Annotated in this window: 23 protein-coding genes and 1 riboswitch; of the genes, 4 read left to right on the top strand and 19 right to left on the bottom strand. The window is 69.0% G+C overall.

Annotated features, from left to right (window positions below):
- Nucleotides 1–6 precede the first annotated feature (6 nt).
- Nucleotides 7–387, top strand: coding sequence for a SorU family sulfite dehydrogenase c-type cytochrome subunit (sorU, locus tag ACTFO6_RS05520; protein WP_439933456.1), 381 nt, complete (start codon nt 7–9; stop codon nt 385–387).
- A gap of 970 nt (nt 388–1,357) precedes the next feature.
- Here sorU and ACTFO6_RS05515 read toward each other — a convergent pair.
- The 15 genes from ACTFO6_RS05515 to ACTFO6_RS05445 all read right to left on the bottom strand — a co-directional run bounded on the left by ACTFO6_RS05515 (nt 1,358) and on the right by ACTFO6_RS05445 (nt 12,285).
- Nucleotides 1,358–2,155, bottom strand: a complete 798-nt coding sequence (locus ACTFO6_RS05515; protein ID WP_439933455.1) for a metal ABC transporter permease — start codon at nt 2,153–2,155, stop codon at nt 1,358–1,360.
- Nucleotides 2,156–2,710: an ATP-binding cassette domain-containing protein gene (locus ACTFO6_RS05510; RefSeq protein WP_439933454.1), complete on the bottom strand. Its 555-nt coding sequence runs from the start codon at nt 2,708–2,710 to the stop codon at nt 2,156–2,158. It lies immediately after the preceding gene.
- 55 nt (nt 2,711–2,765) lie between these two features.
- Complete coding sequence (locus ACTFO6_RS05505) at nt 2,766–3,200, bottom strand: hypothetical protein (protein WP_439933453.1); 435 nt, start codon at nt 3,198–3,200, stop codon at nt 2,766–2,768.
- A 12-nt stretch (nt 3,201–3,212) separates the two neighbouring features.
- Nucleotides 3,213–4,229: a metal ABC transporter substrate-binding protein gene (locus ACTFO6_RS05500; protein ID WP_439933452.1), complete on the bottom strand. Its 1,017-nt coding sequence runs from the start codon at nt 4,227–4,229 to the stop codon at nt 3,213–3,215.
- A gap of 10 nt (nt 4,230–4,239) precedes the next feature.
- The gene (locus tag ACTFO6_RS05495) at nt 4,240–5,631 is read right to left on the bottom strand and encodes a hypothetical protein (RefSeq protein WP_439933451.1); all 1,392 of its coding nucleotides are present in this window, start codon (nt 5,629–5,631) and stop codon (nt 4,240–4,242) included.
- A 52-nt stretch (nt 5,632–5,683) separates the two neighbouring features.
- Entirely contained in the window at nt 5,684–6,058 is a 375-nt protein-coding gene (locus ACTFO6_RS05490) for a hypothetical protein (RefSeq protein ID WP_439933450.1), read from the bottom strand.
- Between the two features lie 19 nt (nt 6,059–6,077).
- Nucleotides 6,078–6,578 (bottom strand): DUF3299 domain-containing protein, encoded by a 501-nt coding sequence (locus ACTFO6_RS05485; RefSeq protein WP_439933449.1) that lies wholly within the window; start codon nt 6,576–6,578, stop codon nt 6,078–6,080.
- A 3-nt stretch (nt 6,579–6,581) separates the two neighbouring features.
- On the bottom strand, nt 6,582–7,793 hold the full coding sequence (locus tag ACTFO6_RS05480; RefSeq protein WP_439933448.1) for an FtsX-like permease family protein: 1,212 nt from the start codon (nt 7,791–7,793) through the stop codon (nt 6,582–6,584).
- Entirely contained in the window at nt 7,790–8,428 is a 639-nt protein-coding gene (locus tag ACTFO6_RS05475; RefSeq protein WP_439933447.1) for an ABC transporter ATP-binding protein, read from the bottom strand. The genes ACTFO6_RS05480 and ACTFO6_RS05475 overlap by 4 nt, the downstream gene beginning before the upstream one ends.
- A 22-nt stretch (nt 8,429–8,450) precedes the next feature.
- Nucleotides 8,451–9,506, bottom strand: coding sequence for a 3-deoxy-7-phosphoheptulonate synthase (gene aroF / locus ACTFO6_RS05470; RefSeq protein ID WP_439933446.1), 1,056 nt, complete (start codon nt 9,504–9,506; stop codon nt 8,451–8,453).
- A gap of 59 nt (nt 9,507–9,565) precedes the next feature.
- Nucleotides 9,566–10,009: an RNA polymerase-binding protein DksA gene (gene dksA / locus ACTFO6_RS05465; protein ID WP_439933445.1), complete on the bottom strand. Its 444-nt coding sequence runs from the start codon at nt 10,007–10,009 to the stop codon at nt 9,566–9,568.
- Nucleotides 10,010–10,150: 141 nt separating this feature from the next.
- The gene (locus ACTFO6_RS05460; protein WP_439933444.1) at nt 10,151–10,450 is read right to left on the bottom strand and encodes a hypothetical protein; all 300 of its coding nucleotides are present in this window, start codon (nt 10,448–10,450) and stop codon (nt 10,151–10,153) included.
- A gap of 73 nt (nt 10,451–10,523) precedes the next feature.
- Nucleotides 10,524–10,940 carry a MerC domain-containing protein gene (locus ACTFO6_RS05455; RefSeq protein WP_439933443.1) on the bottom strand — a complete coding sequence of 139 codons (417 nt, stop codon included), beginning with the start codon at nt 10,938–10,940 and terminating at the stop codon, nt 10,524–10,526.
- The gene (locus ACTFO6_RS05450) at nt 10,937–11,698 is read right to left on the bottom strand and encodes a DUF169 domain-containing protein (RefSeq protein ID WP_439933442.1); all 762 of its coding nucleotides are present in this window, start codon (nt 11,696–11,698) and stop codon (nt 10,937–10,939) included. Before ACTFO6_RS05450 ends, ACTFO6_RS05455 begins: the two co-directional genes overlap by 4 nt.
- A gap of 119 nt (nt 11,699–11,817) precedes the next feature.
- The gene (locus ACTFO6_RS05445; protein ID WP_439933441.1) at nt 11,818–12,285 is read right to left on the bottom strand and encodes a Fur family transcriptional regulator; all 468 of its coding nucleotides are present in this window, start codon (nt 12,283–12,285) and stop codon (nt 11,818–11,820) included.
- 159 nt (nt 12,286–12,444) lie between these two features.
- On the opposite strand from ACTFO6_RS05445, the gene dmeF reads away from it, so the two are divergent.
- The 3 genes from dmeF (at nt 12,445) to ACTFO6_RS05430 (ending at nt 14,440) form a co-directional block, all read left to right on the top strand.
- Nucleotides 12,445–13,407 (top strand): CDF family Co(II)/Ni(II) efflux transporter DmeF, encoded by a 963-nt coding sequence (gene dmeF, locus ACTFO6_RS05440; protein WP_439933440.1) that lies wholly within the window; start codon nt 12,445–12,447, stop codon nt 13,405–13,407.
- Between the two features lie 79 nt (nt 13,408–13,486).
- Nucleotides 13,487–13,549: riboswitch (Fluoride riboswitch) on the top strand.
- 101 nt (nt 13,550–13,650) lie between these two features.
- Nucleotides 13,651–14,037, top strand: coding sequence for a fluoride efflux transporter CrcB (gene crcB / locus ACTFO6_RS05435; RefSeq protein WP_147798393.1), 387 nt, complete (start codon nt 13,651–13,653; stop codon nt 14,035–14,037).
- 40 nt (nt 14,038–14,077) lie between these two features.
- Nucleotides 14,078–14,440: a DUF190 domain-containing protein gene (locus ACTFO6_RS05430; RefSeq protein WP_439933439.1), complete on the top strand. Its 363-nt coding sequence runs from the start codon at nt 14,078–14,080 to the stop codon at nt 14,438–14,440.
- A gap of 43 nt (nt 14,441–14,483) precedes the next feature.
- On the opposite strand, the gene gor is transcribed toward ACTFO6_RS05430, so the two are convergent.
- From gor to ACTFO6_RS05410, 4 genes are read right to left on the bottom strand one after another with little or no spacing between them, the layout of a single operon-like run.
- Nucleotides 14,484–15,863, bottom strand: coding sequence for a glutathione-disulfide reductase (gene gor / locus ACTFO6_RS05425; protein ID WP_439933438.1), 1,380 nt, complete (start codon nt 15,861–15,863; stop codon nt 14,484–14,486).
- A 25-nt stretch (nt 15,864–15,888) separates the two neighbouring features.
- Nucleotides 15,889–17,091 (bottom strand): class I SAM-dependent rRNA methyltransferase, encoded by a 1,203-nt coding sequence (locus ACTFO6_RS05420; RefSeq protein ID WP_439933437.1) that lies wholly within the window; start codon nt 17,089–17,091, stop codon nt 15,889–15,891.
- A gap of 4 nt (nt 17,092–17,095) precedes the next feature.
- Nucleotides 17,096–19,195, bottom strand: coding sequence for an ATP-dependent DNA helicase RecG (gene recG / locus ACTFO6_RS05415; protein WP_439933436.1), 2,100 nt, complete (start codon nt 19,193–19,195; stop codon nt 17,096–17,098).
- Between the two features lie 55 nt (nt 19,196–19,250).
- Nucleotides 19,251–19,634, bottom strand: a complete 384-nt coding sequence (locus tag ACTFO6_RS05410; protein WP_439933435.1) for a RidA family protein — start codon at nt 19,632–19,634, stop codon at nt 19,251–19,253.
- Between the last annotated feature and the right edge of the window lie 34 nt (nt 19,635–19,668).

Genomic DNA, 19,668 nt, shown 5'->3' with positions numbered 1-19,668 from the left:
GACCCCATGAAAAGCCCCCTTGCGTTCAGAAAACGCTTTTTTCTCGCGGCCGCGGAATCCGCCTGCGCGCTCGCGCTGCTCACGGCTGCCGCCCCTGCCGGCGCGAACGGCAACGACCCGAAGCTGCAAGCCAAGATGGCCCTCGGCAAGAAAGTCTTTACCCAGCTCGCCCAGCCCCCGTGCGCCGTCTGCCACACGCTCAAGGACGCGGGCTCCAGCGCCGAGATCGGTCCCAAGCTGGACGAGCTCAAGCCCGACGCCCAGCGGGTGGCGACCGCCGTCCGAAACGGGTTGGGCATCATGCCAGCGTATGGGGGTGTGCTGACGGAGGAGCAGATCGAGGCGCTGGCCGACTACGTCGCGCGCGCGAGCGGCGCTTCGAAGTAAGCCAGCTTTGCCCGGGAGCGCGAGCGTTCGATGGAGGCTTAGGCGGCTTTTTGCGCGTCGTTAAGGCCAAAGGAAAGGCCGCGCAGCCGCGAGGCACTGGAAGCCGGGCTCCCTGGCCAGGCGCCGGAGGGAAAGCCATGCCCCGCCTTGAACCATCGCCCGATTCGCTCGTCCCGCAGCCGGCGGGCGGCCTCTTCATTTTGGTTCGCGGCGTGGGCGAGATCGCTTCCGCGGTGGCCCACGCCCTCTTCCGCGCCGGTTTCGCCGTGGCCATGCACGAGGCGTCGGCCCCCACCTCGTGCAGGCGCCGCATGTCGTTCGTCGACGCGTTCTTCGACGGGACTGCCCGGCTGGAGGAGGTGCTTGCGTGGCGGGTCGGCACCCTCGCGCAGTTGAACCGCTTGCTGGACGGTCGGGCAGCGGTTCCCTTATTGACGCTGGACTTCGATACCGTCTTGGCAGCACGGCGGCCGGGCGTTTTGGTGGATGCCCGCACGCGCAAGCGCGCGCCCTCCGAGCCGCAGCGGGGAATCGCCCCCCTGTCCATCGGCATCGGCCCCGGCTTTGTGGCGGGCGCGACGGTGGATGTGGTCATCGAAAGCGCCTGGGGGAACCGCCTCGGGGACATCCTCTGGCAGGGTTCGGCCCAGCCTTACGTAGGGGAACCCCAACGCGTGGGCGGCTACGGCCGTGAACGCTTCGTGTATACCCCGCACGGCGGCCTGTTCCGCTCTCCTTGCCAAATGGGCGACCTCGTGCAGGCCGGCGACGTCATCGGCCACGTCGACGGCACCGTCCTTCGAGCGCCCCTGACCGGACACTTGCGGGGACTCACCCGCAGCGGTGTTCCCGTGCAGGCCGGCGCCAAGGTGATCGAAGTGATTCCGGCGGGGGTCGAAGTGCAGATGTCGGGGCTGGGATGGCGGCCCAAACGCATCGCAGAAGGCGTGCTCCAAGCGATCGAATGGGTTCATCTCCCCCGTGCAGCCTGCACCGGCCCGGACATGGACAGAGCGGTCACCGCGACCGCTGCGCCCACCAGCACCGGACCAAAGGGTTGGTCCAGCGCCAGGGCCAACGAGAAACCGACCACGTAGAGGGCAGCGCCCGACAGGACCGCGCCGAAGAGCCCGGTCCTCCAATTCGGTGCGAATCGATACGCCATCACCGATGGCGTGTAAAGGAGCGCGAACGTGGCCATGACGCCGATGCTGGCGGTCGCGAGCGCGATGACGACCGCCGCCAGCAGATCGAAAGCCAGTCGCAACCGTCGCACCGGCGCGCCGCTCGCCTCCAGGAATCCCGGCAGGAGCCACTCCAGGAGCAGCGGTCGCGAAAGCTTGGCGAGTGCGCCAAAGGCAACCGCGGCCGCCGCCACGCCCACCCCCAAGTGGACCGCGCCGGTGAAGTAGAGCTGACCGTCCAAGAGGGCCCGCCCGAGCGGCTCGGCGAGGGGCAGGTTGGCGGCGAGCAGCAGAGCGCCGCTCCAGCCGAAGAGGAGCAGCAAGATCCAGCCCGTGGCGCCTCTTCGCGCGAGGCGTCCCTTGGCCGCGGCGGCCGCGAGGGTGGCCGCGGCGGCACCCATCATGACAGGGGCATTGAGCGCCGCAGCCGCTAGCGCCCCGAAGGCCGAGACCTGGGCCAGCGCCAGGGCCGCGATCCACTCCTCGCGCAGCAGCAGGTACATCCCGACGGCAGGAAGGCACAGGGCGTACGCAAAGCCGGTGGCGAAGGGAAGCTGGAACAGGGGATCGAAAAGGGCATCCACTCAGCCGATCTCCACGATGCGATGGCACACCCGATCCAGGAAATCACGCTCGTGGCTCACCAGCAGCACGGCGCGATCAGGGCCGAGAGACCGAAGCGCCTCCGCCAGCGCCGTCTCGGCCGGAGGATCCAGGTTGTTGGTGGGCTCGTCCAGCAGCACCAGATCCGCCGGCGCCGCCAGGCAGGCCCATACCTGGAAGAACTGGCGCTGGCCGCCGCTCAGGATATCCAGGCGGGCTCGCAGCAGGGGCTGCAGGAAAGCGGGGAGGCTCTCCTGGTCGGCGCCGGTCAGTTCGAGCAGGTCCCGGGCCGAGACGGGAAGCCCCGCCACCGGTGCGCCGTGCTGGCGATGGTAGGCGATGCGGGCGCCCGCGGCCTTGACGATGCGGCCGGCGAAAATCCGCGCGAGGCCCGCCACGGCGTTGAGCAGGGTGCTCTTGCCCGAACCGTTCCTGCCCCAAAGCCCCACCACCTCGCCCCGGGCTACCCGCAGGGAGACGGGGCCGACCACGGGCGCGCCGTAGCCGGCCTCCAGGTCCAGGAGCTCGAGGAGCACCTCGCCCTTTACGCCCGCCTTTGCGGGCGTGGGGGGCGCGGAGCCGAACGGCGCGTCAATGATGGGCCCTCATGCCGCAATGGGTGTTAATGGACAATCCTCGGCAGTCCTGGCGCAGCCGCTTTTCGCACGCTTCCATCTCCCGGCCGGAGGTCAGGCACTGGGCCGCCGCCTCGTGGGCGGCCGCCATCTTGAGATGCCTGTCCCGGAGGGCGGCCGTGTCCTCCGCCTCTCCCTTTGCCACTTTCATGCCGCAGCGGCGGCCCGCCGCAACGCCCTTGCACGCCTCTTCCAGCGTCCGGACGCATTCGGCGAGGGGCGCGCCCGCCCGCAGGCATTCGGCCGCGTCCCGGTGGGCCGCGGCCATCCTCTGGTGGCCGGCGATTTCCTCCTGCACCAGGTGCTGCCCGGCCCTGTCCTGGGCCGCCAGGGCGAAAGCCGCCGGGCAAGTGAGCAACCAAAAAGCAAACAGCAGGGGGGATCGCTTCACGATAACCTCCTTTCATCCGTTGTGGAATGCTTCGGGCTTCGCGCCTGGCGTCGTCCGGCCCACGTTCAAGGACGAAGGGGCGTCGGGCTCACCCGTCCGCGACGAGGCGGAAGCGGCCGCGAGCAGCCGCTCCAGGGTGTCGTCGAACAAGCCGAAGAGGTCCTTCGCCTTCTCCGAGCCGCCCACGGTATAGGGCAGCACCACCTGGGGAATCCCCGCCTGCCGGGCGAACCACTCTGCGGCCCTCGGGCTGTTGTAAGGCGCCCGGATCACCATCCTGGCCGGTTCGCGCTTGTGCGCCTCCAGCAGTTGGGCCAGGTGGCTCGCCGTGGGCTCGATGCCCGGCTTGGGTTCCAGCGCCCCCACCTGCTTGAGACCCAACCACGCGTTCAGATAGGGAAAGCCCTCGTGGTGCACGATGACGGGGGTGCCCCTGAGGGGCGCCCCTTGCGCCTCCCAGCGGCTCATCGCCTGCTGCCAACGGCCGGCGAAGTCCCGGTACCGGGATCGGTACCGGGCCCCGTGCTCCGGGTCCAGCTCGGCCAAGCGCTGGGCGAGGGCCTCCCCGACCTTGAGGATGTTGCGCGGGTCCAGGTGGATGTGGGGATTGCCCGCCGGGTGCTGATCCCCCAGGGAGCGGTCCAAGGTGGCCGGCACTTCCAACAGGGTCACGTAGCGGGACGCCTCGAAATAGCCGGGCTTCCCCGGCTGCACCTTGGAATTGCCCGCCTCGGCGAAGAGGATGGGCAGCCAACCGATCTCCAGGTCGGCGCCGGTGCATACCGCGAGATCGGCCCGGCGAAACGCCGCCAGGAGGCTGGGCTTGGCCTGGATGCGGTGCACGTCCTGGAACGCGGTGGTGGCGTTGTACACCACGGCCTTGTCGCCGGCGAGCGCTTGCACGAGTGCGCCCCATTCCGGCTCGCAGGCGAAGACCTGGAGCGCCGCCTGGGCCGGGGCGAGGGGAAAGGCCATGCCGGCGCCCATCAGCAGCAGCCCCACAATCCATCGAAGCCATGCATGCATCATAGGTCGGCTCCTAGAACTTGTGGGCGCCGTGGGCGCCCAGGACCAGGATGTACTGGAGGAAGAACTGGTCGTCCAGCTCCCCCTGCCGAGACTTGTCCCGGGCATACTGAAGCCGTACCCGGCTGAACTCGGTGGGGGACCAGTCGATCATGGCGGTGTAAAGCTCGGGGTTGTAGGGACCTAGGATCGGGAAGTCGGCGGCGGTAAGCGTTCCGTTCAGCACTTGGCCGATGTTCACCCGGTCGTGCTCCAACCGGTCGTAGCGGACGCCCACCCGCCAGCGGGGCATGAACTGGTACACTGCCTGGGCATACCAGCCGTACTGGCGGGAGTCGTAGCGGTCTTCCAGATTGGCCCCGTCTACGTCGAAGGCCAGGGTGCCTTTCTCCTTGGACCGAAAGACTTCGGCCTGGAGCTTGAAATTGCGCTCCGTGGGGTTGCCCAGGGGCGCCCACTTCCACACGAAGTCGGCGATCCACAATTTGCTGCGGCCGGAAAAGGCGTTGGCGACTAGGCGGCCCGCCGAGTCCTCGTCCTCGTACACCCGCTCCTTGGGGGAGGTCTGGAGATAGGCGAGGCCCAAGCGCCAGTTATGGCTTGGCCCCAGGTCGCCCCCGATGCGGGCGAACGCGGTGCCCAGGGAGGCGCCGTTCTTGTTGCGCTCCGAACCGGGGAATTCCTCGCTGCGGGCCGCCTCGCCCCCCAGCTCCAGGAAAAAGGGCGTCGGCGCCAGCCACTTGAGCTGTACCCCGTCGTGGCCCAACTGTTTGCCCAGGAAAGCGCGATAGGGGAGCGGCGCGTCGATGAAGTCCCAGGCGTGCTGATGGATTTCGTTCTGGTAGCCGATGCCGGAGAAGAACCGGCCGCCCTTCAGGGTGAAACCCCGAGGCAGGGACAGGGTTTGAAAATACGCCTCCTCGATCTCCACCTCGTTCTCGGGGGTGTAGGCGGCGGTGAAAAAGCCGCGGAAGTACGGGTCCACGTTGGCGAAGAGGTTGAGTTCGGATTCCACCAGGCTGAAGCCCCGCTCGCCGGGCCCCACCTCGCCGCCGCTGGGGATGAAGCCGTTGATGCGATAGGTTTCGGGATCCTGCTTGAGGCTGGCGTAGCGGCCCTGGAGGATCAAGGAGGCGCCCGGATTGAAGGCGTTCTCGGCCCGGCGCTGGGTCACGGCGGCGGCCTGGCTCCGGGCCTGGGCCGCCTGTTCCTCGGCCTTTCCGGCCTTGGCCTCGGCCTCCTTGAGCCGCTCCTCCAGCGCCCGCAGGCGCGTTTCGTAGTCTTGCTTCATCCGCTCGATCTGGCGGCGGATCTCCTGGATGTCGGCGCTCGATTGGGCCAGGGCGGCAGGCGCGACGCCAAGCGCCAGCGCCACCGCCGCCGCGGCAGGTTTGAATCGGTACACGGCGAATCTCCCTGAAAAAAAGTTGACCGAGCCGGCGGAGCCGGCCGTTGCGTCAAGCGAGCCTCAGGGAGTCGGACGGGGGGGCGCGCTGGAGAAAAGGAACGTAAGGCGCGTGAACGAAAGCGTAGGAGAGAAGGGCCGGCGCCACGGCGGCCGGCGCGCAAGCCCCGGGCGGAGGCGCGTACCCCGGCGCCGCCGCTCCCAGGGGCGCATGGGCGCCGAACAGGTCGCAGTCGGCACGCTGGGGCTCGCCCGGGGCGCCCCCTTCCCCGTGGCCGTGGGCGTGCCCGTCGCCATGACGGGCATCCTCTTCGTGCCCGTGGAGCGGCATGTCCCCGAACAGGTGGCGGAGCCCGTGGGCGTAGCTGCCCACGGGCCCGACGGCCAGCAGCAGGGCGAGGAGGGGAAGGAGAAGGCGGAAAGCCATGGTCCGATCGGTTATGGGATCAGTCCTTCACCGGCTCGGCGTCGGTGAGCCGGTAAAAAATGCCCATGGGATCGTTCTTGAGCACGGCGAAGCGGCCGGAGAGCACCACCGGCTCGTAGGTGAACTTGACCGGCACTTTGGATTTCACTTCCACCACCGAGTCCGGCCCGGCCGGCAAGCAGAAGGGGCAGGTGGGCGGCAGCGAGCTCAGGATGAAATGGGTCTGCTTCTCGCCGGCGGAAAGGGGCAGCATGAAGCCCTGCAGCTTCACCTCCTTCTTATCCAGGACGAGGATATTGTCGGAGAACTGGGGCACCATCTTGCCCTTGTCCTTCACCATCTCCACTTGCTTGAGGGTGCGCCAGGACACCACGCCCTGAAGCTCGGGAAGCGGTTTTGGATTCAGCGCCTCCGGCGGCACCGGGGGCGAAAACGGGTCTTCCTTAGGCGTCTGCGCCAGGACGGCGACCGAGGCCAGGGAGAGCGCAGCCGCCAGCGTCATGCCGAATCGTCTTGCCATGGATTAACCCTCCGCCAGTACGCGGGCGATATCGGTGCGATAGGCGCGCCACGCCGGAAGCAGCGCGGCGGCGAGCCCCACCCCCAGGGCCAGGGCGATCAGCCAGAGTTCCCCGGGCACCAGGGTGAATCCGGTGATGTCCGCCTGGCGCGCCGCCCGCAGCCAGGCGCCGAGCCCCTCCGCCCCCAGGTGGCCGAGGGCGAGCCCCAGCAGCCCGCCCAGGCCCGTGAGCAGCATCCCCTCCAAGAGGAGCAGCCCGAACAGGCGCCCGGGCCCCGCCCCCAGGGTGCGCATGATGGCGAGATCGTAGCGCCGCTCCTCCAGGGCGTTGTACAGGGCGATGAACACGCCGAGCCCGGCGCCGGCGATCAGCACCAAGGCGAAGGCCCGCAACACGTCGGCGCCCACCCCCAGGAGCTGGAACAGGCGCGCCGTCTCGAAGGCGGGGGAGGCCGCCTGCAGGGCGCTCTGGCTGTTCACCCAGCGGGGAAAGGTGACCGCCGCCAGGGGCGAAGCGTACTGGATGAGGAGCGCCGTCAGCTCCTTGCCCGCGTCCCAGTCGGGCGTGCCATCGGGCAGCAGGGGAACCTCCGCGCCTTCATGGGCGTGCACGTCCCACACGCTCTCCACGGCCGTCAAGATCAGCCGGTCCAGCACGGTGCCGGTGGGCGCCAGGATCCCCACCACGTCGTAGGGATGCTCGTGGTGCTCTTCCCCCGCTTCGGCGATGCCATGGACCCCGGAGAACGTGTCCCCCGCCTGGAGCCCGGTGGCGCGGACCACTTCCGCCCCCAGCACCGCCTCCAGGGGATCGAGCCACAGCTCGCCCTGGACGATGCGTCCTCCATAATGCTCCACCAGGTCATGGGTCGTGCCCACGATGCGGAAGCCCCGGTAGTTGTCTCCCAGGGCGAGGGGGATCGCCTTCCTGACCGCCGGGTTGGCTTCGACGGCGCGGGCATCTTTCAAGGGGATGTTGCCGGTGGGCACGTCCAGGTGATAGACGGTGGAGAGCACGAGCTGCAGGGGGCTGCCCTTCGCCCCCACCACCAGGTCGATGCCCTCCGCGTCCTGCAGCATGCGCCGCTCCAACTGCTCGGTCACCAACATGAGCACGGTGATGGAGGCGACGCCCAGGGCGAGCAGCAGCAGGTTGAGGGCCGTGGCCAGCTTGCGGCTGGCCAGATAAGCGAAGCTGATCTTGAGCACGCTCACGCTTGTTCCTCCAACCGGTATTCCTTGCCGATGCGGCTGCGCACCCGCTGGTCGTGGGTGGCGACCACCAGGGTGGCGCCGCAAGCGGCCGCCTGGGACTCGAGCAGGTCGATCACCTGGGCGCAATGGGCGTCGTCCAGGTGGGCGGTGGGCTCATCGGCGAGCAGCAACCGGGGCCGGTTCACCACCGCCCGGGCGATGGCGGCCCGCTGGGCCTGGCCCTGGGACAGCTCCGGCGGTTTGGCGTCCGCCCATGCTTCGATGGACAGGGTGCGCAGGATCTCCCGCACCCGCGCCTCGTCCCGGGGCAGCCCCGCCAGGTACTGGGCCAGCCGCAGGTTGTCCAGGACCGAGAGGCTTGCCACCAGGTGCAGCCGCTGGGGCACGAGCCCCACGTGCCGGCCACGGAAGCGATCCAGCGCCGTCCCGGACAGCTCGTCGAGGGCGCAGCCGTTCACCTTCACCCGGCCTTGCGTGGGCCGCAGAATGCCCGCCAGGATGTGGAGCAAGGTGGTCTTGCCGCTGCCGGAGGCCCCGGTGAGCAGCCAGTGTTCCCCGGGGGCGGCCTTCCATTCGGGGATCGAGAGCACCAGGGCGTCGCCGTAGCGGTGCTTCAGATTCTCGATCTCGAACATCCGTCTTCGTGGGCGGGTTCCTTTAAGCGACCCGGCTCGCCCGGGCGGCGGGCGTCCAGCGGTCCAAGGAGCGGCCGAGGGCCCGGGCGATGGCGTCCAGGCTGTCCACCAGATCCTTCAACTCCTGGGGAGTCAAGGCCTGGTCGGCGTCGCACCACGCCTCGCAGGGATTGGGATGCGACTCGATCAGTAGCCCGTCGGCGCCCGCCGCCACCGCCGCCCGGGCGAGCGCCGGCACCATCCAGGCCTTGCCGCCGGCGTGGGACGGGTCCACGATCACCGGCAGATGGGTCTCCTTCTTGAGCACCGGGATAGCGGTCACGTCCAGCACGTTGCGGTAGGCGGTCTCGAAGGTGCGGATGCCCCGCTCGCAGAAGATGATGTCGTGGTTGCCACCGGCGGCGATGTACTCCGCCGCCATGAGCCACTCGGTGATGGTGGCGGACAGCCCCCGCTTCAGGATGACCGGTTTCTTCACCCGCCCGACCTCCTTGAGCAGGTCAAAGTTCTGCATGTTGCGGGTGCCGATCTGGATCACGTCCACGTCGAAGGCGAGGAAGGTGTCCAGCATGCGCACGTCCATGAGCTCCGTGACGATGGGCAGCCCGTAGGCGTCCCCCGCCTCCCGCAGCATTCTGAGGCCGTCGATCCCCAGCCCCTGGAAGGCGTAGGGGCTGGTGCGGGGCTTGAAGGCGCCGCCCCGCATCAGCCGGCAACCCGCTTCCGCCACCCCCTTGGCGGCAAGGCACATCTGCTCCGGCGTCTCCACTGAGCAGGGGCCGCCGATCACCTGGACCGCGCCGCCGCCGATGGGCACGCCCCTCGCCTGGACGACGGTGTCCTCCCGGTGCCACTCCCGGGCCACGATCTTGTAGGGCTTGAGCACGTGGATCGCCTGCTCCACGCCGGGCATGCTCTCGAACATCTCTTCGGTGAGCTTGCGCTCGTCGCCGATGGCGCCGATCACCGTGCGCTCGGTGCCGCGGGAAATGTTCACGCCCAGCCCCGCCTCCCGGATCTTGCGCACCACCGCCTCGACCTGGGCGTCCGAGGCGTCGTTGCCCATGATGATGATCATCGGTCTGGTCCTTTCATCGCCGTAATTGCCGGAAGCGCCGGCAAGCCGCGCCCGCAGGTTCAGTCGCCGTAGGTCCGCTCCCGCCGCTCGCGCCGCTCCTGAGCCTCGATGGACAGGGTCGCCGTAGGGCGGGCGAGCAGCCGGGCGATGCCGATAGGCTCGCCTGTGTCTTCGCAATAGCCGTAGGAGCCGTCCTCGATGCGCTTCAGCGCCGCGTCGATCTTGTGCAGGAGCTTGCGCTCCCGGTCCCGGGTGCGCAGCTCCAGGGTGTATTCCTCTTCCAGCGTGGCCCGGTCCGAGACGTCGGCCACCGCCTCCACCTTCTTCAACTGGGCGCTGGTGGCGTCCGCGTTGGCGAGGAGCTCCTCCCGCATGGAGAGCAGCCGCTGGCGGAAAAAGGCGAGCTGCGCCGGGCTCATGTACTCTTCGGGGGGCGCGTTGAGCAGTTCCTGCTCGCTCAGCAACGCCGCCTGGGCGTTCCTGTTCGTCGATTTGCGGGTCATGACGCACCTCCTTTCGAGCCGCGGCGGCGCGCGGCCCTCGTGCATTCGTGGCGATTACGTGTCTGCGCCATGCGAGTCTCCTGTCGTCCGTGGCCATGGGCAGGGCTGGGCGAAATCCCCGGTTTCCCCTTGAGCACCCCATTATCCCCTAGCCGACGACCCCACGTCCTCCGCGATGCACAATCCCGTGAGTACGGTGACCGGTATCAGGGTTCGCTCCACGTCCGTTCTCCGAGGCTTAATGATGCAGGCCGTGCAGCAGGTGGATGACACCAGCGCCACCGCCAACGCCTCCCCCACGGCGAGGCCCGCCTCGATCGCCTCGGGCAGCAGATTGAGCAGCGCCGCGCCCAGCAGGATACCCACCGAAAAGCTCACCAGCCTGGGCACCCAGCGTTCCAGCACCGCGAACGTGAGGGACGCCACAACAACGCTCAACACCCCGCCCGCCGCGCCGTGGCGAGGACATAGCGATCAGGACCGTCCACGGCCTATGCCCCGGAACCGACCGGTCTCATTCCTGGCCTCGGGCGGCCTGGCAAACGGCGCACGATCGGCAGAAGGTGCGGTTTGCCAGATGGGCCGCCATCAACACCCCCGATCCCGCGACGGTCAAGAGGATTTCTCCCGTTTCCCCGAGGCTCGCTTCCCCGGCAAAGGTGGCGATGAGCACCGCCGCCAGGCCGCCCGCTCCCAGCGCTGGCACCGATCGACGCCGGTGGCGCAGGAACCCGGGAACAAAAGCGCCCATCGCCAGCAGCACCAGCACCCCGCCGAGGGCCTGATGCACCCATTCGCCGGCCCAGAGCTCAACGCCCGCCACCGGTGCGAGGGCCACCGCCAGGGGCGTGGCCAGGCAGTGGAGCAGGCACAGGGCGGAAGTCCAGAGGCCGGCCCGATCCCAGGCCGGATGATAGGCGCGGGCGATCATCCGCCCTCCCTCACCCGCTCCAGGGACTGGGCGACGCTGGGCGCCTCCCCGGCCGCCACGTCCTGTCGCCGGCGCCGGTGGAAGGCCGTGAGGGTCACATTGGCCCGAGCGAGGACCGCGATGCGCGCCACGTACTCGCCGAGCCTGACCCCCGGCAGCGCCCACAGGGCCACCTCTCCGGTCAGGGCGTCCAGGTACGCCCGCGCCCCGCAACAGCCCAGGGACAAGGCCGCCCGCCCCGTGTTGAGCGCCTGGGGCACCACGGAGCAGGCGGGCCGTCCCAGGGCGGGCGGCGCGCCCCCTTCCACTTGCTCCACCGCCTCGGCGATCACCAGCCCTTGCCCGGCCTGGGCGAAAATCAGCACCACGTCGGGGTCCAGGGGCGTTTCGGCAAGGGGTGCGTAGAGAACGCGCCGAGAAGGGCGCTGCGCCACCGGGACCCGGGCGACATCCTCCTCCCGCAGGTAATCCAGCTCGGCCATGATCTTGAGGGCCGCTTCCAGCTCGGTCCTCTGGGTCGGGGGCGCGTCTGCCAGGTTGTGGGTATAAACCCCCACTGCACAGAGGGCGTGATCCGCAGCCGAGGTCACAAAGGCGCCTTTCGCCCCCTCCTGCCAGAAAACGCAGCCGGCGGGCACAGAAGGCCCGGAGTAAACGCCCACACCCGCGGGCGGCTCCTGGACCAGGCACACGGCGACGGGGGAAAAGGCGAGCTTCAGCGATTGCTCCAGCGTGCGCGCCGCATCGCGGTAATCCATAAGCCTTCTCCTTGGCAGGACGATCCCTCTTCCGGTCGCGTTATGCAACCGGATTGCATAAACTTTTCTCAGAGCGCCGACAGGGCCGGCCCCCTCGCCGCCCGCCGGCGCAGTCGCCTTCACTGACCGCCGGCGCAGCCGGCGCAGAGCCCTCGGATCGTGAGCTCCACCGCCTGGGAGCGGTAGCCGGGGGGCAGCGCCAGGGCGTAAGCCGTGCTGGTGTTTTCCAGGCAGAACACCGCGCCGCAGCGGTTGCATTTGAAGTGGGCGTGCCCGTCGCGATCCGCCTGGGCCTTGTAGCGCCACACCCGGTCGTCGCCGACGATCCGGTGGGCGAGTTCCTGGCCCACCAGCCATTCCAGGACCCGGTACACCGTCACCCGGTCCACCCGCACGCGGCCTTTGAGCGCCTCCTGCACCTGGTGATGGGTCAAAGGCCGACCCGCGGCAAGCAGCACGCCCAGCACCCGCACGCGCGCCGACGTGGCCCGCTGCGCGCGTTTCAGGATCAACGCCTCGGCGGCGGACTCCCAGCGACCGGGCGGCGATGCGCCCGCCGCGGCGCGACGCAAACGGGTCTGAACCATGGCTTTACTATACTGCACGCAGCCATTTTTCGCAACGCAGTTGCATGCAATCCGAGGGCGCTAGTCCCGAAGCCGCGACTGCTCCGTTCGACCGGCCGATGGCCTAGGCTTTAAAATACCGCTTCGTCCCGCTCGGCATCGAAGCACCCCTGGATCCGCATGCATCCTCTTGATCTCACTCAGTGGCGGCACGAACACGTGTTCGACCACGGCAACCGGGCCGGCGAGCGCAATACTTGGCGGGTGGTGGCGTTGACCAGCGCCATGATGGCGATCGAGATCGCGGCCGGGTGGCTCTTCAACTCTATGGCTTTGCTGGCCGATGGCTGGCACATGAGCACCCACGCCGTCGCCCTCGGCGTCTCGGGGATGGCGTACGTCCTCGCCCGCCGGCTCGCGCACGATGCGCGTTTCGCCTTCGGCACGTGGAAAATCGAGGTGCTGGCCGCCTTCGCCAGCGCAGTCTTCTTAGCCGTGGTCGCCCTTTACGTGGCGGCGGAGTCGGCGACCCGACTCTTTCGACCGCTACCCATCGACTACGAGCAGGCCCTCCTCGTCGCCACCCTGGGGCTTGCGGTCAATCTCCTGTGCGCCTGGCTGCTGAGGGATCACCACCATCACCCGCATTCCGGCGACGATGCCTCCTATGACCCTCTCCACGCCCACGGGGACCGTCACCACGCCGATCTCAACCTGCGCTCGGCCTACCTCCACGTGGTCGCAGACGCGCTCACCTCGATACTCGCCATCGCCGCCCTGCTGGGCGGGCGGCTGGCGGGCTGGAACTGGCTCGATCCGGTCATGGGCATCGTCGGTGCGACGGTGATTGCGGCCTGGGCCTACGCACTGATCCGAGATTCGTCCAAGGTGCTCCTCGACCGGGAGATGGATCACCCCGTGGTCGAGCGGGTGCGCCGGCTCATCGAAGGCGACGGCGAGGCGACGATCTCAGACCTCCACGTGTGGCGCGTCGGCCGTACCCAGTACGCCTGCATCGTCTCGCTGGTGACCCACACGCCCAAGACACCGGACGAGTACCGCGAGCGGCTCAGGCATTGTCCCGAGCTGGGGCACGTATCGATCGAGGTCAATCCCTGTCCGCGCTGCCGCAAGCAGTCGTAGGCGGACGCGGTCGGCGTTGGCCTCAGTGGCGAAAGAACGCTGGCGCACAAGGTGGACTTCGCGGCAACGGGCATTTAGAATGCGCAGAGGAGATGGCATTCCTCCTTTAACCGCCCGCGTGGCTGATGATGCCTGCCTTGCAGATTGCCCGGATCCGGGGAAGGTGGGCGCGCAGGTGGTCAATTCCCGCTTTTCTCTCGCCTCCTTCTCCGTTCCAAGAAAAATGCTCCAGAAAGGAACGGAATGGCAATGTATTCGCTTCTTAGCGTGTTTCTCGGCGCAGGCTTGGGCGCATGCCTGCGCTGGTGGCTTGGCGTCGTCCTGAATCCGCTCTTCCCGGCCATTCCGCTCGGAACGCTCGCGGCAAACCTGCTGGGCGGCTACTTCGTGGGCATGGCGATCGCCTACTTTTCCTTCAAATCGGGCTTGCCTCCGGAGGCGCGCCTCTTCGTCATCACGGGCTTCCTGGGGGGGCTCACCACGTTTTCGACTTTTTCCGCCGAGGTCGTCACTCTGCTCGGACGAGGACAGCTTGCCTGGGCGCTCGCTGCGGCGGGCGGACATCTGCTGGGCTCGCTCGCCCTCACCGCCCTGGGGATCGGCACAGTGAAATGGCTCATACGAGGCTAGCAGGGCTTTGAGCGGGCCTCATCGACAGGAGACCGAAGCCATGGAAGGCGCTTTCCTCCGCTTCTACGTGCACGAGAACGCACGCCACCGCCACGCTCTTCTCTGGGAGTGGCTGCTGGAGCAAGCCAACCGGATGGGTATCCGCGGCGGCTCGGCGTTCCGGGCCATGGCAGGCTTCGGACGGCACCACGTGCTCTACGAAAACCACTTCTTCGAGCTGGCCGGAACCCTCACCGTGGAGGTGGAGTTCATCGTCACGCCCGAGGAAGCCAGGCGGCTGCTGGAGCTCGTCGAGCGGGAGAAGATCCGGGTCTTCTACGCCCATATCCCGGCGCGCTTCGGCGTGCTCAACCCGGACGCGGACGATCCGCCCGGCACGGCCGTGGATCCGGAGAACCCGTGAACACGTCGCACGCGCGCCCGCGGCGACCACGACCAACCCGTTGTCATGCCAAGCCCACCGCCCCAGGCTCGGGCTTTCTCTCGCGCATCGTGACGAACTCCTCGGCCAGCGTGGGGTGAATGCCGACGGTGGCGTCGAACTGGGCCTTGGTGGCGCCGACCTGGAGGGCCACCGCGAACCCCTGCACCACCTCCCCCGCCTCGGGCCCCACCATGTGCACCCCCAGCACCCGGTCGGTGGCGCCGTCCACCACCAGCTTCATGAAGGTGCGCTCCTCGCGCGGCGTGAGGCTGAGCTTGAGGGGCCGGAAGGCGGTCGTATAGACATCCACCCGGGAATAACGCTCCCGCGCTCGCGCTTCCGTAAGGCCCACCGCGCCCACGTTGGGATGGCTGAACACCGCGGTCGGCACGTTCTCGTAGTCCATGGGCTTGGGGCTTGCGCCGAAGCGGGTCTGGGCGAAGGCCATGGCCTCGTGGATCGCTACCGGCGTGAGTTTCAGCCGGTCGATGACGTCGCCCAGGGCATAGATGGAGGGCACCGAGCTGCGGAACGCCTCGTCCACCACGATGGCACCGTTTTCCGCGAGTTTCACCCCGGTCTCTTCCAGGCCGAAGCCGCGGCTCGAAGGCGCCCGCCCCGTGGCGAACATCACCAGATCGAAAGCTTCCTCCCTGCCGTCGCCAAAGCAGACCTCGCGACGGCCACCGGCGCCGGCCCTGAGGGCCAGCACCCGGGTGTTGAACAGGATGCGGACTCCCTTTTTCTCCATCTCGCCGGCGAGAAACTGACGCACCTCATCGTCGAAACCCCGCAGCAGGTGGGGGCCCCGGTAGGCGAGGGTGGTCTCGACCCCCAGGCCGTTAAAGATGGAGGCGAACTCCACCGCGATGTAGCCGCCTCCCACCACCAGCGCCCGCTTCGGCAGAGCCTCCAGGAAGAACGCCGCATCGGAGGTGATGCCGAGCTCCGCCCCCGGGATCGGCGGCACCACGGCGCGGGCGCCGGTGGCCACCAGGAGGTGGCCGGCGGTATAGTTCCTCTCCCCCACCCGGACCCGATGGGGACCCAGCACCCGGGCGCGGCCGCGCAGCAGCGTCACCCCGGACGCTTCCAGCAGCCGCTCGTAGACGCCGTTCAGCCGGGCGATCTCCCGATCTTTGTTTTGTCTGAGCTGCGTCCAGTCGAAGCGAAGGCGACCCGCCTTCCAGCCGAAGCCCTCCGCGTCCTCGAAGTCCTCGCGGAAGTGGGCGGCGTAGGAGAAGAGCTTCTTCGGTATGCATCCGACATTCACGCAGGTGCCGCCGAGGAAGCGTTCCTCGGCGATGGCCACCCGGGCGCCGTAGCCCGCCGCCACGCGGGCCGCCCGCACGCCGCCCGAGCCGGCACCGATGACGAACAAATCGTAGTCGAAGCGCGTCAATTCCGGTCTCCTCTTCGCCTTGGGGTCAACCGATTCTGCACAGCAGGCCCTTCAAATAAGCGCCTTCGGGAAAGTTGAGGGCCACCGGGTGGTCGGGGGCCGCTGCGTAGCGCTCCACGATGCACGCTTCCACCCCCGCGTCCAGGGCCGCGCCGGCCACGATCTTCTGGAACAGGGCCTCGTCCACCCCGCCCGAGCAGGAAAAGGTGGCGAGCAGTCCCCCCGGGGCGAGCAAGCGAAAGGCGAGCCAGTTGAGGTCCTTGTAGCCCCGGGCCGCCTGGGGCGCCTGGGCGGCCGTGGGGGCGAACTTGGGCGGATCCAGGACGATCAGGTCGAAACGGCGGCTCTCGTCCCGCAGCCGCCGCAGCGCCTGGAACATGTCCGCGTCCCACCACTCGCACCGTATTGCGTCCAAGCCGTTCAGCGCCACGTGCGCCTGCGCCTGCGCCAGCGCCTCCGCCGAGGAATCGATGGACAGCACCGTCTCGGCGCCGGCCGCGAGGGCCGCCACGGTGAAGGCGCCGGTATAGCAGAAGCCGTTCAGCACCCGGCGCCCGCTCGCATGGCGCGCGACCCGCACCCGATTGACCCGCTGGTCCAGGTAGAAGCCCGTCTTGTGGCCGCGGCGCACGTCCACCCGGTAGGCGAGCCCGTGCTCCCGGATGAGGACGGGCACCGGCGGCTCGCCGCCCCGCAGGGGGCCCACCCGGGGCGCGAGCCCCTCCAGGGCGCGGACCTCCCCGTCGGAGCGCTCGAACACCCGCGCCGCCCCCGTCAAGGCGACGAGCTGTTCGGCCAGGCACTCGCGCCACGCCTCCGCCCCGCAACTTCCGAGTTGCAGGACCAGGGTGTCCCCGTAGCGGTCCACCACCACCCCCGGCAGGCCGTCGGACTCGCCGTGCACGAGCCGCAAAGCGTTGGTTTCCTCCGCCGGCACGAGATCCCGGCGCAGGGCGAGGGCCGCAGAGAGCCGGCGGCGGAAAAAACCGGCGTCAATGGGCTCCTCCCGGTCGAAGGACCAGATCCGCAGCCGGATCTGGGACAAGGGGCTGAACGCTCCCCAGCCGAGAAAAGCGCCGTCGGCCGAGCGTATTTCCACCGTCTCCCCGGCGCCGGGGTTAGCTTCCACCCGCGCGATGGCCCCCGAGAACACCCAGGGATGGCGGCGCAGGAGAGATTTTTCCCGGCCGGGTTTCACGATCACCCGGCCCGCGGGGGTGCGTTCCACGGGGCTACACCTTGAGATAGTGATGGCGCAGGCCCATCCAGCGTTCCAGATGCCGGCGGGCGTGGTCGGGAAAGCGCTCCAGCATCTCCCTGGCCGCCTCCCGCGCCGCCTCCAGCAGATCCTGGTCCCGCTCCAGGTCGGCGAAGCGCAGCAGCGGCACGCCGCTCTGGCGCGCCCCCAGGAATTCCCCCGGCCCCCGTAGCCGCAGGTCGTGGCGGGCGATCTCGAAACCGTCGCTCACCTGATACATGACCCGCAGCCGCTCCCGAGCCGCCCCGGAGAGGGGCGTGCCGTACAGGAGGATGCACGCGCTCTTCTCCGCCCCCCGGCCTACCCGCCCCCGTAACTGGTGGAGCTGGGACAACCCCAGGCGCTCGGCATGGTCGATCACCATGAGGGAGGCGTTGGGCACGTCCACTCCCACCTCGATCACGGTAGTGGCCACGAGGAGCTGGATCTCACCCCGCTGAAAGGCCTCCATCACCCGCGCCTTGTCCTCGGGCTTGAGCCGCCCGTGGACCAGGCCCACCTTGAGCTCCGGGAAAGTGCTCTTCAGGCGCTCGAAGGTCTCCAGGGCGGTCTTCAACTGCAGCGCCTCCGACTCTTCGATCAGGGGGCATACCCAGTAGGCCTGTCGCCCCGCGAGGCAGTCGGCCCGCACCCGGGCGATCACTTCGTCGCGCCGGGTGTCCGCCACCAAGCGTGTGGCCACCGGGGCGCGCCCCGGCGGCAGCTCGGCGATCACCGACACGTCCAGGTCGGCGTAGTAGCTCATGGCCAGGGTCCGGGGGATGGGGGTGGCGCTCATCATGAGCTGGTGGGGGTGGTCGCCTTTCAAGCGCAGGGCCAGGCGCTGGTGCACCCCGAAGCGGTGCTGCTCGTCGATCACCGCGAGCCCCAGGCGCTGGAACCGCACTTCCTCCTGGAACAGGGCGTGGGTGCCCACCGCCACCAGGGCTTTCCCCTCGGCCACCTGCGCGAGGGTTTCGTCCCGCGCCCGCTTCTTCTGGCCGCCCGCGAGCCACACCACCTTCACTCCCAGCGGTTCCAGCCATTGGGCGAACTTGCGGTAGTGCTGTTCCGCCAGGATCTCGGTGGGGGCCATGACGGCGGTCTGGTGGCCGCTCTCCGCCGCTTGGAGCGCCGCCAGCGCGGCGACGATGGTCTTGCCGCTGCCCACGTCCCCCTGGAGGAGCCGCTGCATGGGGTGCGCCTCCCCCATGTCCCGGCTGATCTCGGCGAACGCAGTCTCCTGGGCCCGGGTGAGGCGAAAGGGCAGGGACTCGATCAGCCGCCGGGTCAGGGTGCCCCGGGCCGGAAGCCGGGGCGCGACCCGGGCGCGCCGCTCGCGGTAATGCAAGCGCATGGACAACTGCTGGGCCAGCAGCTCGTCGAACTTGATCCGCCGCCACGCCGGGTGGGTGCGCTCGGCGAGGGCCCCCTCGTCGGCGCCGGGGGGCGGGGCGTGGAGGAAACGCACGCTCGCTTCGAAGTCCGGGAGCCGGTGGGCCGCCTTGAGGGAAGGCGGCAGGGTGTCGGAGAAGGCCAACTCCGCCAGGCAGCGCCCGATCAGCCGCCGCAACACCGGTTGAGTCAGTCCCGCCGTGGTGGGGTAGACCGGGGTGAGGGTAGTGGGCAGGGGCTCGCCGGGAGCCACCACCCGCGCCCGCGGATGCACCATTTCCGGCGCGAGAAACCCGGACCGCAGCTCCCCATGCAGCCGCAGCCGCTTTCCCACCGCCAGGGCACGGACCTGGTTGGGATAGAAGTGGAGATAACGCACGGTGAGCTCGCCGCTGCCGTCGGAGACGCGCACCACCAATTGGCGCCGGGGCCGGTAGACGATCTCGTTACTCACCACCACCCCCTCCACCTGGACCGGCGCGCCGTCCCGGGCTTCGGCGATGGGGACAATGCGAGTCTCGTCCTCGTAGCGCAGGGGCAGGTGCAGCGCCAGGTCGAAGGGCGTCTGGATTCCCAGGCGGGCGAGCCGCCCGGCGATGGCTGGGCTGAGTTCCGCGAAGACGGGGTGAGAAGCGCCGGGCGCCGGCGTGGGCGCCGCGCCTTCACCGCCGTCCGGCGTCCCCGGTGGACCGGTGTCCATTCGAAGTCTGCCGGCTTCTGCCACCCCGCGCCTCACGGCGATAAACGCCGAGGACTTACGCCCCGAGCACCAGGATCGCCTCCATCTCCACCAGGGCGCCCCGGGGGAGCGCTGCTACGCCCACCGCGGCCCGGGCCGGATACGGCTCGCGGAAGTAGGTAGCCATGATCTCGTTCACCCGCCCGAAGTGGGCGAGGTCGGTGAGATAGACAGTGAGCTTCACCACCTGATCTAGGGTGCCGCCCGCCGCCTGGGCCACCGCCTGCAGGTTTCTGAACACCTGGTGGATCTGTCCGTCCGGCTCCGGGACCAGGGCCATGGTCTTGGGATCGAGCCCGATCTGGCCGGAAAGGTACACGGTCTCTCCGGCGCGGATCGCCTGGGAATAGGTGCCGATCGCCTTGGGGGCGTCTTCGGTAGAGACGGGAATGCGGCTCATGGCGGCTCCTAGCGAAGGGATGAGAGGCAACGGC

The organism is Pelomicrobium sp. G1, assembly GCF_051905455.1.
Taxonomy (GTDB): Bacteria; Pseudomonadota; Gammaproteobacteria; order Burkholderiales; family UBA6910; genus Pelomicrobium.
This window is presented reverse-complemented; position numbering and strand designations above follow the sequence as displayed.

What these genes read in the sequence shown, in the direction of transcription:
- ACTFO6_RS05490 (WP_439933450.1), bottom strand. Translation starts at nt 6,058, where the DNA reads ATGGCTTTCCGCCTTCTCCTTCCCCTCCTCGCCCTGCTGCTGGCCGTC.
- dksA (WP_439933445.1), bottom strand. Translation starts at nt 10,009, where the DNA reads ATGACCCGCAAATCGACGAACAGGAACGCCCAGGCGGCGTTGCTGAGC.
- ACTFO6_RS05455 (WP_439933443.1), bottom strand. Translation starts at nt 10,940, where the DNA reads ATGATCGCCCGCGCCTATCATCCGGCCTGGGATCGGGCCGGCCTCTGG.
- ACTFO6_RS05410 (WP_439933435.1), bottom strand. Translation starts at nt 19,634, where the DNA reads ATGAGCCGCATTCCCGTCTCTACCGAAGACGCCCCCAAGGCGATCGGC.
- crcB (WP_147798393.1), top strand. Translation starts at nt 13,651, where the DNA reads ATGGCAATGTATTCGCTTCTTAGCGTGTTTCTCGGCGCAGGCTTGGGC.
- sorU (WP_439933456.1), top strand. Translation starts at nt 7, where the DNA reads ATGAAAAGCCCCCTTGCGTTCAGAAAACGCTTTTTTCTCGCGGCCGCG.
- dmeF (WP_439933440.1), top strand. Translation starts at nt 12,445, where the DNA reads ATGCATCCTCTTGATCTCACTCAGTGGCGGCACGAACACGTGTTCGAC.
- ACTFO6_RS05450 (WP_439933442.1), bottom strand. Translation starts at nt 11,698, where the DNA reads ATGGATTACCGCGATGCGGCGCGCACGCTGGAGCAATCGCTGAAGCTC.
- ACTFO6_RS05430 (WP_439933439.1), top strand. Translation starts at nt 14,078, where the DNA reads ATGGAAGGCGCTTTCCTCCGCTTCTACGTGCACGAGAACGCACGCCAC.
- aroF (WP_439933446.1), bottom strand. Translation starts at nt 9,506, where the DNA reads ATGATCATCATCATGGGCAACGACGCCTCGGACGCCCAGGTCGAGGCG.
- ACTFO6_RS05500 (WP_439933452.1), bottom strand. Translation starts at nt 4,229, where the DNA reads ATGATGCATGCATGGCTTCGATGGATTGTGGGGCTGCTGCTGATGGGC.
- ACTFO6_RS05445 (WP_439933441.1), bottom strand. Translation starts at nt 12,285, where the DNA reads ATGGTTCAGACCCGTTTGCGTCGCGCCGCGGCGGGCGCATCGCCGCCC.
- ACTFO6_RS05475 (WP_439933447.1), bottom strand. Translation starts at nt 8,428, where the DNA reads ATGTTCGAGATCGAGAATCTGAAGCACCGCTACGGCGACGCCCTGGTG.
- recG (WP_439933436.1), bottom strand. Translation starts at nt 19,195, where the DNA reads ATGGACACCGGTCCACCGGGGACGCCGGACGGCGGTGAAGGCGCGGCG.
- ACTFO6_RS05485 (WP_439933449.1), bottom strand. Translation starts at nt 6,578, where the DNA reads ATGGCAAGACGATTCGGCATGACGCTGGCGGCTGCGCTCTCCCTGGCC.